This is a genomic window from Nonomuraea sp. NPDC050556, from assembly GCF_044457355.1.
In the GTDB taxonomy this organism is placed as follows: domain Bacteria; phylum Actinomycetota; class Actinomycetes; order Streptosporangiales; family Streptosporangiaceae; genus Nonomuraea.
On sequence record NZ_JBITGU010000001.1, the window covers coordinates 1800201 to 1813437 of the forward strand.

Here is a 13237-nt window from a genome sequence, read left to right on the forward strand (position 1 = left end):
ATCGAGTCGAACGGCTCGGCCCTGCCGACTGTGGACTCGGCAGGTGTGGCGCGTCCAGGCCAAGCGCCGCCGGAGCCTGCCATCTCGGAACGGGCCGGGCAGCATGCTGGTGTGGGTCCTGGCGAGCAGGGCGGGCAATTGGCCTTCCGCTGTGTGGACTGCGCTGGTGAGGGTGTCCATGTGTGCGGGCTAGGTGTTCACCGCGGCCAGCAGGGTGCGCGCGTCTTCGGCCTCCGGCAGGCAGAGGCGCTCGAAGATCTCCAGCGCTTCGCCGTAGCAGGCGTGACCGCGTTCCTGCTGGCCCGTGGCCGTGAGGGCCTGGCCGATGATCATCAGGGCCTTGCCCTGCCAGTGCTCGTCGTCGACTTCCCTCAGCGCGGCCAAAGCCTGCTCGGCGAGCGAGAGGGCGCGGGCGTGGTCGCCCAGCGAGAGGTGGATGTCGGCCATGCGGGTGCTGGCCGTGCCGATCCAGTCGAGCTCGCCGATCTCACGGAACCCCGTGACCGCGCTCTCGTACATGCGCAACGCCTCCTCCAGCGCACCAACGGCCTGCAGCGTGAACGCGAGCTGGTAGGGCGCCCACGGGTGCCGCGGGGTGCCGCCGCCGAGCTCGGCGTGAACGCGGTAGGCCGATCGGGCCGCCTCCACCGCCTGACCGGGCTCATCCGCCGCGGCGAGTGAGCGGGCCAGCAGGCCGAGCCAGAGAGCCTCGGCGCCCCGATCGCCGCTGCCGGCGAAGATCTCCACGCCCCGCCTGATGAGCTCGACGGAGGCCTGGTAGTCGCCGTCGTCGTAGGTTTGGACGCCGAGAGAGGCGCTGGCGACGGCCGTCACGTAGGTGTCGCCCTGGGCCAGCTCGATGGCCGTCAGGGCGTCGGACCGCCGCGCCTCGCGATCGGCCGAGGACAAGGTCGATCGGAGGTAGCGGGCCAGGCCCTCGGCCCGCGGCTCGTCCGCGGCGGACGCGACCAGCAGGTCGAGGGTGTGCCGGAAGGCCACCGACTCGGGTGCGACGTCCGTCAGAATGTCCACGATCCAGGCCAGCCGGTAGCGGTCGGCGTGCTCTCGCGCGGCGGCCTGCCGTACGACCGACAGCAGGGCGTCGGTCTCGGCGGGGTCGAAGACGTCCTCCCACTCGCCGGTGGGCAGCAGCTCGGCACGCCGGTCGCCGGGAAACAGCGAGCGGAAGCGGTTGGCGACGGCAGCGGCGGAGTAGTCGAGCAGCCGGTCGAGCGCCGCGTCGGCGCCCGGATCGACTCGGCTCCTGGCGAACACGCGCAGCAGGTCGTGGAAGCGGTAGCGGCCGGGCGAGAGCGACTCCAGCATGCTGACGTCGACCAGCGCCTCGCACACCGCCTCCGCCTCCTGCTCGGGCAGGTCCAGCAGCGCCGCCGCGGCGGGCAGCGACACATCCGCGACCTCCGGTACGGCCAGCAGCCGGAAGGCCCGCGCGTGCGCCTCGTCCAGCTGGTCGTAGCTCAGCGCGAACGTCGCCTCGATCGCCAGATCGCCCGCACGCAACTCGGCCAGGCGTCGCCGCTCGTCGGAGAGCCGGTCGCGCATGCCGGCCACGCTCCAGTTGGGCCGGGCGGCCAGCCGGGCGGCGGCGATCCTGATCGCCAGCGGCAAGAACCCGCAGGCCGCGACCAGGTCCATCGCCGCGCCCCGCTCGGCCGTCACCCGCTGCTCACCCACGATGGTGGTGAACAGCCGCAGCGCCGCCACCGGCTCGAGCATGTCCAGGTCCACCTGGCGGGCGCCGGTCAGCCCGATCAGCCGGGCCCGGCTGGTGACGAGCACGCCGCAGGTGGCCGAGCCGGGGAGCAGCGGCCGTACCTGGCCGAGCCCGGCGGCGTTGTCGAGCACCACGAGCATCCGCCGGTCGGCGAGCATCGAGCGGTACAGCGCGGCCCGCTCGGCCAGGTCCTCCGGCGCCTCCTCCAGGCCCAGCGCGCGCAGGAACGAACCGAGCGCCAGCTCGGCATCCAGCGGCTGAGCGCCCGAGCCGCGCAGATCGATGAACAGCTGCCCGTCCGGATAGTCCCCGGCCAGCCGGTGGGCCACGTGTACGGCCAGCGTGGTCTTGCCCACCCCGCCCGTGCCCGCCACCGCCGAGACCACCAGCGCCGAGGTCTCCCCTGAGCGCAACGCCTCGACCATCGTCTCCACCTCGCCCTCACGGCCGGTGAAGTCGGCCACGTCGGCGGGCAACTGCCGCGGCACGTGCCTGGCGGCCGGTTGGGCGGCCGCACCCGGCCTGGCGGGTTCCCGGCCGAGCGCCGGGTCGGCGCTGATGATCTGCTGGTAGAGCTCGGCCAGCTCCGGCGAGGGGTCCACGCCCAGCTCGTCGGCCAGCAGCTTGCGGGTGTCGGTGTAGACGCCGATGGCCTCGGCCTGCCGCCCGGCGCGGTAGAGGGCCAGCATGAGCAGGCCGCGCAGGCGTTCCCTGGTCGGGTGTTCGGTGGACAGGGCGTTCAGCTCGGGGATCACCTCGGCGTGCTTGCCTTCGTCGAGATCCTGGCCGAGGCGGTATTGCAGGGCGGCCAGGCGCTGCTCGGTCAGGCGGGCGCGCTGGGCGTCGGCGTAGTCGCCGCTGAGTCCGGCCAGCGGCTCGCCCTGCCACAGGGCCAGCGCCTCGGCGTAACGGCCTTCGCCGTACAGCCTCTGCAGCTCGGCGACATCACCCACGCCGGCACGCAACGCATAACCATCGCCAACCGACTCCACCGCACCCGCACCCAGCACCGCACGCAGTCGCGAGACATAGGTGCGCAGCACCTGAGCGGCGGTACGCGGGGGCGTCTCCTCCCACAGCGCATCGATCAGCTGGTCGAGGCCGACCGCGCGGCCTTCGGCGAGCAGGAGTACGGCCAGCACCAAGCGCTGCTGCGGCGAGCCGAGGTCCAGCTCCTGCTCACCGCGCCAGGCCCGCACCGGGCCAAGCAACGAAAACCTCAGGTCGTCGCCCATGCCCGCCCACCCCTGTCATCCTTAACGGCCAGAGCGATCACCCTAACGCCCAACCGAATTGCGGCATTCGAAGTACCGCCCATGGTCCCCATCTTCAGCTACCGATACCTGAGCGGCCTCGCCGGCGGCGACGGACCAAATGGACAACCTTGGCGCTCATGAACGTACGGACCCGTCGCCGACAACGATCAGGCCGCTCTCGTAAGCGGTGACCACCGCCTGGGCGCGGCTGGACAGCTTGAGCTTGGTCATGAGTCGTCCCAGATGCGACTTGACCGTGGCCTGGGCGATGTTCAGGGACGAAGCGATCTGCTGGTTGGTGAGCCCCTGGCCGACCAGGCGCAGGACGGCGGTCTCCTGGCCGGTGAGCTGGGCCAGTTCCTCGGGCGTCCGCAGGTCGGGCTCGGGTTTGCTGACGAAGTGCTGCACCAGGCGCCGGGTGACGCTGGGCGCCAGCAGGACCTCACCGCGCGCGACCGTGGCGATCGCTTTCAGCATCTCCTCGGCGGGAGTGTCCTTGAGCATGAACCCGGACGCGCCGGCGCGCAGGGCCGCGAAGACGTGCTCGTCCAGGTCGAACGTCGTCAGGATGAGGATCTTCGGCGCCGGATCCGCCGACTGGGCGAGGATGGCGCGGGTCGCGGCCACGCCGTCCAGGCCCGGCATCCGGATGTCCATCAGGACGACATCGGCGGGGATCGCCGCCGCCCGGGCGATGGCCTCATGGCCGTCCTCCGCCTCGCCGACGACCGTCAGACCTGGATCGCTCCGGATGATCGCCACCAGCCCCGCGCGTACCAGAGCCTGGTCGTCGACGACCAGGACGCGGACGGTCATCGGACCACCTCCAAAGGGGCGCCCGGCAGGCGTACGGCGGGCAGGTGGGCGGACACGGAGAACCCGCCGTCCTCGCGCGGCCCGGCGACCAGGGTGCCGCCGTGCAGAGCGGCGCGTTCGCGCATGCCGATCAGTCCGTGGCCGTCGGCGCCTCGCTGGGCGGCGGCCGGGCCGCTGTTGCCGACCTGCAGCGTGACCGCGTCCGGGTGGTACGTCAGCGTGAGCGTCACCTCGGCCTGCGGAGCATGTTTGAGCACGTTCGTCAGCGACTCCTGGGCGATGCGGTACACGCAGCGGTCCACGCCAGGCGGCAGCGGCCGTTCTTCACCATGGGTGGTCCGCCGGATCGACAGGCCCGACCGGCGTGAGCGTTCCAGCAGCGTGTCGAGCTGGGCCAGTCCCGGACGCGGCGCGTAGGAGTCGTCGGCCGCGGGCATCAGGACCGACAGCATGCTCCGCAGCTCCGCCAGCGCGTCGCGGGTCGTGTCGCCGATTGTCGCGAACGCCGCGCGCGCGGTGTCCGGCTCGGACGCGACGTGCCGGCCGCCCGCGCCGGCCTGGATCGAGATGACCGACAGATGGTGGGCCACCACGTCGTGCAGCTCGGCGGCGATCCGCACCCGCTCCTCCGCGACCGCCCGCAGGGCCTTCTCCTCGCGCTCGATCTCCAGGTGCCGGGCGTGTTCGACCATGTCCAGGTGGCGCAGGCGGCGGCTGCGTACCATCTCCCCGATGGCCCAGGCGCCGCCGAGCTGCAATGCGTTCTCGATCAGGCTCTTGACGCTCGCGAAGCCCAGCGCGGACCCGGCGAAGTCGGGGAGCACGATGCTCGCCGACAGCACCGCGGCCAGGACCCCGTCGCGGTAGCCAGGCGGGCGGTGGGCCGCGACGGAGTAGAGGCTCAGCAGCACCGGCAGCGTCTGGAACCCCTCGGGATAGCCGGCCAGCCCGCAACCGATCTGGGCCGCCGTGATCACCGCGAGGACCGTGACCGGGTACCGCCTGCGCAGAACCAGCGGCGCCGTGCTGAGCACCGCCAGCAGGTACGCCACGGCGACCGGGCTACGCGCCGACAGGAACGCCTGCGTCACGGCCAAGGCGACGAAAACGCAGGCCAGCACGCCGTCAGCGGCCAGTACCGGCAATCCGCGCCACCAACGCACCACATTCATGACAAAAGACGGTAGTCCTCCTTTCGGATGAGTCGCGCCTGGGGCGACGGTCGCAGCAGGGGATTCGGAGTCGGCTTTCCGCTCGATGTGTCGGGGCTGGTCAGCGGCCTAGGTTCTGGTCATCACCCGAACGAGAGCCGAGGAAGATATGTCTGTGATCAAGCTGGGAACCGCCGTCGTGCTGGCGCTCACCGCCGCCCCGGCGGCCCAGGCCGCCCCAACTCCTCCTGTCCGCTGGCAGTCCTGCGCGACCGGATCCGGCGACCAGCTCGGCAAGCAACTGGACGCCGCAGGCGCGCAGTGCGCCACCGTCCAGGTCCCCATGGACTACCGCAAACCGGAGGGCCGGTCCCTTTCCATCGCGATCTCCCGGATCAAGGCCACCGACACGGCGCGGCGGCGCGGCGTCCTGCTGATGAACCCCGGCGGACCCGGTGGCGGCGCCCTCTCCATGGTCCTGTTGAACAAGGAGATGCCCGAGGTCGCCGCCCGCTACGACCTGATCGGCATGGACCCCCGCTTCGTCGGCCGCAGCTCGCCGATCACGTGCCGGTGGCGTACCGACACCTTCCTGCGCTCGGCGGGATCCGATCGGGCCACCTTTGACAAGGGCGTACGGCTGGCCAGGGAGCTGGCGGGTGGGTGCGCCGAGGGCGATCGCGAGGCCCTGCCGTACGCCACGACCAGGAACACGGCGCGCGACATGGACGCGGTCAGAGCCGCGCTCGGCGAGGAGAAACTCTCCTACCTCGGCTACTCCTACGGCACCTACCTGGGCGCGACCTACCTGCAGATGTTCGGCTCGCGGGCCGATCGCGTCGTGCTCGACAGCGCCGCCGACCCGGAGGTGTACGGCCCCGGCCTGCTCTCCCGCAACGCTCCGGCGATGGACGCGGCCCTGCGGCGGTGGGCCGCCTGGACCGCCGCGCGCTCGGCGAAGTACGGCCTGGGCGACACCCGCGACGCGGTCCTGGCCCGGGTGGAGAAGATCAACCGGGGCTCCGTGAGGGTCGGGGGTCATCGCGTGGACGACCGCGTGGTGCCGCTCTGGCTGTTCGAACGCCTCTACAGCGACACCCCGAAGGCCTACGACACCCTGGCTTCTGAGGCGCGGGCGCTGCTGGGCAAGGCGCCCGTACCCGACTCGTTGCGAGAGCGCCTCGCCGCCTTGTTCACGGGGGTGGGGGACGCTTCTGACCGGGCGGGTACGGCGGTGCTGTGCGCTGACCGTGGCGTCTCTCGCGACCCCGACACCTATTACCGGGACATTGAGCGTCATCGTGCTTCCGAGCCGCTGTTCGGGCCGATGACCAGGAACATCACGCCGTGCGCCTTCTGGCCCGCCAAGCCGGTGGAGCCGGTCACCACGATCGCCAACTCGGTGCCCGCGTTGATCGTCGGCGCGGAGGGCGACCCGGCCACGAACTACCGGGGGCAGCAGTCCATGCATCGGGCGCTCACCGGCTCCCGCATGATCACTCTCCAGGGCGCCTACCGGCACACCGTCTATCTCGTCGACGGCAACGCCTGCGTCGACACCAAGGTGACCCGATACCTGGTCGACGGCGTCATGCCCGCCCAGGACGTCACCTGCGAGCGACCCGCCACCTGAGCCTCAACGGCCTGCGCCGCGGGTCGTGGCGCGCAGGACAACGAAGATCGGGGCGGGAGCCGCCTGGGTCACCACACCGCCGAAGAACCGAGGGCCGGGGTCACTTACGCGTAGCTCAGGCCTTCAGGGTGCGCAGTTCCCCGAGCAGGTCGCGGACGACCGCCGATCCCACAAGCTCCGGCGTCGTCACGTACCCCACCCGCCGCATCGGCGCGTCCTCCCCCAGCCCGACCGTGGCCACCTTGACCGGGGCGTCCACCGCCGACAGGCGCGGCACGATCGCCGCTCCGAGTCCGTGTCCGACCATCGACATCACCACCCCGTCGTCCTCGACCGTGATGTCACCGGGCGGGATCCACTCCTGCCGTGCCAGCCAGCGCCGGGTCTCGCCCGAGCAGTTCTCGTGCCAGTCGATCATGGGCAGCGACCGGGGGTCCGGGTGTCCCTGCGGGTAGGCCAGCACGTACGGCTCCGCGTACAGCTCCTTGCTGACCAGCCCCTCCACGTACACCGGCAACGAGACGACACCCACGTCGGCCCGCCCGTCGATCACCTCTCCCGCGATCCCTCGGCCCAGGTCGGGCACGATACGCACGTCCACGGTCACTCGCGGATGGCGCTGACCGAACCGCACCAGCACGCCCGGCAGCAGGTGGAAGGCGGCGCTGCGGAAGGCGGCCAGCCGGATGGTTCCCGTGGCCTCGCCGTGGGCGGCCGTGCGTGTGTCGGTCTTCATGACCTCCATGAGCCGCAGGATGCGCCGCGCGTGCCCGACCGCCGCCGCGCCCGCCGAGGTGGCTCGCGCCCCTTGGCGTCCGCGGGAGAACAGCACGGCGCCCATCTTCTGCTCGGCGGCGCGCAGCGCGTGGGAGACCGCCGACTGGGTCAGCCCGAGCCGCACCCCCGCACCTGACACACTCCCCTCGCTGTCCACGGCGACGAGCACCCGCATCTCGGCGGCACTGAGATCAGTCACGTCGACGACAACACATGAACGACCTTCATGGATTCCGGCTTATGCATGAAAGGCACCCACTCCTATGCGCGACACCTCGGCCCTAGCGTCGCGGACATGAGAGCGATGCGTGCCGAACGATTCGGCGGTCCTGACGTCCTGGCCCTGGCCGAGGTCCCTGACCCGGTGCCGGGTCCGGGTGAGATTCTGGTGGAAGTGGAGGCGGCCGGGCTCAATTTCGCCGACGCCGAGCGGTTGCGTGGCTCCTATCTGCCGCCGGAGCTGCCGTTCGTCCCCGGCGGCGAGGTCGTGGGCCGGACCCAGGACGGCCGCAGGGTGCTGGCCTTCGCCGATGCGGCCTACGCGTCGAAGGCGGTGGTGAAGACGCCGGTGGAGATCCCGGAGGACCTGCCCGCCGGGGCCGCGCTGGCCCTCCTGGTGCAGGGACTGACCGCTTGGCACCTCCTGCGTACGGCGGCGCGGCTCGTAGCGGGTGAGAGCGTCCTGGTCAACGCCGCAGCCGGAGGCGTGGGCCATCTGGCGGTCCAGCTCGCCAGGGAGTCCGGCGCGAACCGGGTGATCGGCACGGCCTCGACCCCGGACAAGCGCAAGCTGGTGCTCGACCTGGGCGCGGACGAGGCGGTGGACGGCTCAGCGGACGGATACATCGAAAGGGTGCTCGCGGCCAACGGCGGCGAGCCGGTCGACGTGGTGCTGGACGCGGTGGGCGGGCCGGTCTTCGACGCCGGGGTTCACGTGCTGGCGCCGTTCGGCCGCCTGATCACCTACGGGACCTCGGGCGGGGTGGAGCCGGCGCCCGTCGACCCCGGTCTGCTGAGCGAGCGCAGCATCTCGGTGGGCGGCTACTGGGTCGGCGCCCATCTGCGCAGACCGGGCAGCACGGCCGCCGAGGCGCTGACGGACCTGATCGCACTGACCGCCGCAGGACGGCTGCGCCCGGTGACCGGCGCCGAGTATGGGCTGGAGGAGGCTGGTCTGGCGCTGGCGGACCTGACTGCCCGCCGTACTGTCGGGAAGGTCATCCTGCGTCCGTGACCGATTCAGGGTCGAGCCAACCTGATCTGGTGTTTCTTCGCGTGGTATCAGGGACAGCCAGGCCAGTCCGCCATCCTGCCTGCTCACGCCCCTCAGGAAAGCGGCGCCGGTTCCACTCCGAGCTCCCCCATCGCCTCAACGTAGATCCGGTACCGCCTGCGTGCCTCGCCATGCCGGCGAGCCCGCGTCAGCGTCCGGACCAGATCCAGATGCGCCACTTCGTCGAAGCCATCGCGTTCAAGCAGCCGCAGCAGGTAGCGAACCGCCCTGTCATGGTCGTCGACCTGCTGCGCGCGGACGGCCAGCTTCCTCAACAGCGCCTGATAGACGGCCAGAGCCTCCTCGCGCAACGGCTCCAGCCAGTCGCAGTAAGGGGAGTCCTCACAGACATTGCCGGTGTATCGCGCCTCCGCCGCCACGAGCAGGTCGTCATCCTGCGACTCCAGCGCCTTGGCTGCGGCGGAGAGGAACTCCTCGACGTCCACCCGGAGACCCGTCAACTGGATGGTGTACTTGTCCGCCCTGACGAACTCGCCGAACTTCCGCTGCGGATCCAGGACGGATCGAACGGTCGACAGCGCCACCGACAGCCGGTTGGCGCACTTGGCGGGTTCCTCCCCCGGCCACAGCACCTCCATCGCCGCCTCCCGCGCGACAGGCCGCCCGCGCTGGCAGACGAGCCAGGTCAGCAGGTCACGCGCCTTGCGCGACTGCCATTCCGCAGCGCCGACACTCCGCCCGTAGCGGCTCAGCCGTACCCCGCCGAGCACGCAGAACAGCACAGCGCTCTGGTCCAGGAGGGCGACCGCCCGCAGCAGCCCAGCGCCGGAGTCGTGCGGGTTGCGGATCCCGCCGCGGCGCAGCTCCAGTTCCTCTTCACCAAGGCCGTCACCCAGGCATGCCCGCGCGAAGCGGTTACGCGCCATACCGAGCGAGCTGCCGATCTGCCGCCAGATCCGGGCCGCGGCCTCGAACAGCTCGTCGCGCTCCCCGGGCGAACCGGCCACCACCAGGGCCGACAGCTCCAACGCCTCAGCCGTGCCCGCCCGATCGCGCCGGTTCGTGGCCAGCGCGCGGGCCGAGCGCGCGTAGGCGGCGGCCGTGGCCCGGTCGCCGATCTCGGCATGGACCCACCCGGCGGCCAGCAGCGCCCCTGCCTGGCCGGAGCCGCCGCCCGCGGCGACCGCGCGTTCGGCCAGGTTCAGGGCTCCGGAGGGATCGTCGACTACCTGGATGCGGGCCAGCCCGGCCAGGATCGACTGGGTGAGCTGCACGTTCTGGAGCTGCTCGGCGTGCCTCAGCGCGTTCTCGTAGCTCACCTTGGCGCGGGTCAGGTCGCCGAGCTCGAGGTGGACCCGGCCCAGACCGGCCAGGGGATGGCCCAGCTTGTCACTGCCGACCCGGCCGAAGATGTCCCGCGCCTGCCCGAAATCGGCCAGGGCCTCATCCAGCCTGCCGAGTCCCATCAGCGCCTCGGCCCGGTTGTGCAGGGCGATCGCCGCGTTGACCGGAGCTCCCACCAGCTCCGCTCGCCGTACCGCCAGCTCCAGGTCCTCCAACGCCTCGGCGTATCGCGCCTCCTCTGTGCGGCCGGAGGCTCGATTGGCCAGGACGCGCACGGCCAGCAGCAGGTCACCCGAGCCCTCCGCGGCGGCCAGCGCGAGTGCGCTGTGCCGCTCGCTCGCGGCCAGGTCGCCCTCATCATGGGTGACCATCGCCAGGGCGATGTGCGCGCAGGCGGCCGCCCGTTCGTCGCCACAGGTGCTTGCCATGGTCAGCGCGCGCCTGGCCAGGTCCTCCGCGTCCGCGACGTCTCCGAGCAGCCAGCGGGCGCTCGCGGTCCAGGCCAGCAGCATGGCCTCGTCGGGAGTGGGTTCCTCGGTGAGCACACCGCGTTCGAAGGCCTTGAGCGCGGTCCGGTAGTCGCCGCGATGGTAGTAGATCATCCCGATCCGCCACGCCACGGCGGGATCGGTGGCCTCGGCGTGGCGCAGGCACTCCAGCGCCCCTGCCCAGTCGCCCTGAACCTGCCGGGCCTGGCCTTCTGCCAGGTCGACAGCGGAAGACCTCAACTTCTTCGGTACGGCACGGCAGGCCCGCGCCAGCTCGGCCGGGTGTCCCTCGGCCAGCAGCGCCTCCCACCAGCGCTCGATCATCGCGACCAGGTGGACGGGATCGCCCGAGACGGCCAGGGCCTCCCTGATGAACCCGCGTTCCTCATACCAACGAGCCGCCCTCGGCTGCCGATCGGCTTGCCCGACGTACTCGCGGACCAGGGTCGTCACGCCGTAGCGGTCTTCTCTTCGGGTGATCAGGATGTGCTGCGCCGCCAGAGCGTCGATCTCGTTGCGCGAGATGTCCAGGCCGATGGCCGTGCACAGCTCCGGGGTGAACCAGGGCAGGGCCGCGACCGTTCTCAGGAACTCGTGCGTGCGCGCGTCACCGCCGTTGAGCACCTCTTCGACCAGGTAGTCGAAGACCGGTCCCGCCGCGAGACGGCCCAGCCGATCCTTGGCGGGCACGCCGCGCAACCAGCTCAGCGCCAGCCGTACGGCGACCGGCCAGCCCGCGGTGAGGTTCTGGACCTCCCTCGCCAGCTCCTCGGCCTCCTCCTCCAGCACGACTCCGGCCAGCGAACGCGTCTCCTCAGGGCTGAAGGACAGTTGCTCCGCCGAGACCTGGAGCACATGACCCAGACCGCACATCCGCTGGATCGGGAAGGGCACGGCTGATCGCGAGATCAGCACCAGATGCAGGTTGTCTCCCCCATGCCGGCACAACCCCTCCAGCAGTCGCGCGCCGAACGTCTCAGGAGCCAGCCGCTCCGCCTCGTCGATCACGACGACCGTGGATCGGCTCAGCGCGGCGCCCAGTTCGGCGGCGAGCGCAGCCGTACGGGCCGGGTCGTTCGCGGCGGGACCCACCGAGCGGAGCCATCCCGCGGGCGCGTCCAGGGCCTGGCAGAGCTCTTCGACCAGCGTCGCGTCGTCGGCTCGCGCCAGCCAGGTCACCGGGACCTCAGGCCGCGTCCGCGCCCATTCGCGGAGGGCCGAGGTCTTCCCGCCGCCTGGTCCCGCCCTCACGACGGTGAGCCGATGCCGGACTATCTGATCCAGCAAGCGCATGAGCAGGGGCCGTGGCAGTAAGTGCTCGCCCCCCGTCACAGCCGCAGTATGCGCCGAGCTCACCTTTAAGGCAACTGAAAGATCCACTTTTACCGTTGCCCCCATGAGAAACCTGAGGACCGCCCTGGGCCTGACGGCCGCGATCGCAGCCGTTCTGCTGCTCCCTCCTGCCGCGGCCACGGCCGCCACCGAGGAAACCGACGTCGACGTACAACTCGCTCAGCTCACGTACACGAGCGGCCTGGTCGTCGACCTCACCGACAGCCGTCCGTCCAATGACATCGGCCTGGTCCAGACGGGCATGATCGGCCGCACCGCGCTCTTCGCCCGCGACCGGGACGACAGCTACCTGGAGACCTATCTGAAGATCACTCCGAGGAACGTCGCCGTCCCGCAGCGGCTGGTCGAGGATCACGGCCCCGATCTACCCGAGGAGCTACGGCTTCGCGTGATCACCACCTCGCCCGTCGTCGTCGACGGCCTCACCGCGCCGAGCAGCGCGACCATCACCGGCGCCGCGGCCTGCAACTTCACCTGGTACGGCTGGACCATGTGGCATGACACCGGCGTGCCCGGCCTGGCCCCGAAGAGCTACACCACCTACGACTTCGGTGGATACAAGGAGCGCTACGCCGACAGCTACGTCGCCAACTGCACCCCTCCCGGCTCGCCGAGCTACCTCTACGCGCAGCACCGGATCTACTACAGGCTCGCGGGGAGCTGGGTGAAGCACTTCGACTCCAAGGTGGCGCCGTGGCACCACCAAGCGGCCTGGAAGGGAACCGTCAAGAACCATCGCAAGGTGATGTACAACGACGGCTGGGACTCCAACCCGAACTGCGGCGGAGGTACCTGCGTGTACACACGCGAAGGACGCTTCACCAGCTAGCGGTTCCACCGCCGGAAACCGCGAGCGCTACCGGCCCCACCGCCACGACGGACTTCACGGTCCTGGCGGCAGTGGGGCCCTGCGAGCAAGAGGAGCGTTCGGTCGAGGAGTGCACGACGCAGGGTGCCAATGATCCTCTCGCAGTCCGCATTCACCGTCGGCGCCTGCGGCGGAACGCCCTGTCGACGGCGCGGGGCGGGGTCGATCCCAGCACGGTTCAGGTTCCCTTGGAGATCGCAGGTGTCCACAGGGCTTCGACGCCACCCGATCGCTCCGGTCGAGGTCCTCCGAGGTTCGAGAGTCGGCAGGCCCGCCCGGTCCGGCGCCAAGACGCATCACCCGATCCATGCCCTGACGGTGAACCAGGTCATCGCCTCTGTCGCGGGAACGGAACTCCTGGCGCGAAGGAGCAGGGGGCGCGGCGCAGGTCAGCTCAGAAGCTCGCCGTGCTCTCGAGCCCCATGCGTGGCGAAGACCACCAGCGCCTCCTCGATGAGCCCTCGAGCACCGACATCGTCCCCGCGAGTCAGTCCGGTCGTATGGGCTGGCCGTCGTCGCGGGTGAACACCCAGCCAGCGGTGGCGAGCCCCTTCAGGCTGCACCTGTCGATAATTTCATCCA

The 13237-nt window shown here is 70.9% G+C and carries 8 protein-coding genes; 3 read left to right on the forward strand and 5 right to left on the reverse strand.

Annotation, left to right across the window (positions count from 1 at the left end):
- Positions 1-189 precede the first annotated feature (189 nt).
- The 3 genes from ACIBG8_RS09120 to ACIBG8_RS09130 form a co-directional block, all read right to left on the reverse strand.
- On the reverse strand, positions 190-2970 hold the full coding sequence (locus tag ACIBG8_RS09120; RefSeq protein ID WP_397342095.1) for a BTAD domain-containing putative transcriptional regulator: 2781 nt from the start codon (positions 2968-2970) through the stop codon (positions 190-192).
- 156 nt (positions 2971-3126) lie between these two features.
- A complete protein-coding gene (locus ACIBG8_RS09125) occupies positions 3127-3807 on the reverse strand; it encodes a response regulator (protein WP_397342096.1) in 681 nt (226 codons plus the stop codon).
- Positions 3804-4979 carry a sensor histidine kinase gene (locus ACIBG8_RS09130; protein ID WP_397342097.1) on the reverse strand — a complete coding sequence of 392 codons (1176 nt, stop codon included), beginning with the start codon at positions 4977-4979 and terminating at the stop codon, positions 3804-3806. The genes ACIBG8_RS09125 and ACIBG8_RS09130 overlap by 4 nt, the downstream gene beginning before the upstream one ends.
- 154 nt (positions 4980-5133) lie before the next feature.
- Here ACIBG8_RS09130 and ACIBG8_RS09135 point away from each other — a divergent pair, with 154 nt between their 5' ends.
- Positions 5134-6591 (forward strand): alpha/beta hydrolase, encoded by a 1458-nt coding sequence (locus tag ACIBG8_RS09135; RefSeq protein WP_397342098.1) that lies wholly within the window; start codon positions 5134-5136, stop codon positions 6589-6591.
- Between the two features lie 115 nt (positions 6592-6706).
- Here the strand turns inward: ACIBG8_RS09135 and ACIBG8_RS09140 are convergent, their stop codons facing one another.
- Positions 6707-7567 carry a LysR family transcriptional regulator gene (locus tag ACIBG8_RS09140; protein ID WP_397342099.1) on the reverse strand — a complete coding sequence of 287 codons (861 nt, stop codon included), beginning with the start codon at positions 7565-7567 and terminating at the stop codon, positions 6707-6709.
- Positions 7568-7663: 96 nt separating this feature from the next.
- On the opposite strand from ACIBG8_RS09140, the gene ACIBG8_RS09145 reads away from it, so the two are divergent.
- On the forward strand, positions 7664-8602 hold the full coding sequence (locus ACIBG8_RS09145) for a zinc-binding alcohol dehydrogenase family protein (protein ID WP_397342100.1): 939 nt from the start codon (positions 7664-7666) through the stop codon (positions 8600-8602).
- 92 nt (positions 8603-8694) lie between these two features.
- Here ACIBG8_RS09145 and ACIBG8_RS09150 read toward each other — a convergent pair whose 3' ends face one another.
- Positions 8695-11685 (reverse strand): tetratricopeptide repeat protein, encoded by a 2991-nt coding sequence (locus tag ACIBG8_RS09150; protein ID WP_397342102.1) that lies wholly within the window; start codon positions 11683-11685, stop codon positions 8695-8697.
- Between the two features lie 145 nt (positions 11686-11830).
- Here ACIBG8_RS09150 and ACIBG8_RS09155 point away from each other — a divergent pair, with 145 nt between their 5' ends.
- Positions 11831-12616 carry a hypothetical protein gene (locus ACIBG8_RS09155; RefSeq protein ID WP_397342104.1) on the forward strand — a complete coding sequence of 262 codons (786 nt, stop codon included), beginning with the start codon at positions 11831-11833 and terminating at the stop codon, positions 12614-12616.
- Positions 12617-13237: the final 621 nt, after the last annotated feature.

What these genes read in the sequence shown, in the direction of transcription:
- ACIBG8_RS09120 (WP_397342095.1), bottom strand. Translation starts at nt 2,970, where the DNA reads ATGGGCGACGACCTGAGGTTTTCGTTGCTTGGCCCGGTGCGGGCCTGG.
- ACIBG8_RS09125 (WP_397342096.1), bottom strand. Translation starts at nt 3,807, where the DNA reads ATGACCGTCCGCGTCCTGGTCGTCGACGACCAGGCTCTGGTACGCGCG.
- ACIBG8_RS09130 (WP_397342097.1), bottom strand. Translation starts at nt 4,979, where the DNA reads ATGAATGTGGTGCGTTGGTGGCGCGGATTGCCGGTACTGGCCGCTGAC.
- ACIBG8_RS09145 (WP_397342100.1), top strand. Translation starts at nt 7,664, where the DNA reads ATGAGAGCGATGCGTGCCGAACGATTCGGCGGTCCTGACGTCCTGGCC.
- ACIBG8_RS09155 (WP_397342104.1), top strand. Translation starts at nt 11,831, where the DNA reads ATGAGAAACCTGAGGACCGCCCTGGGCCTGACGGCCGCGATCGCAGCC.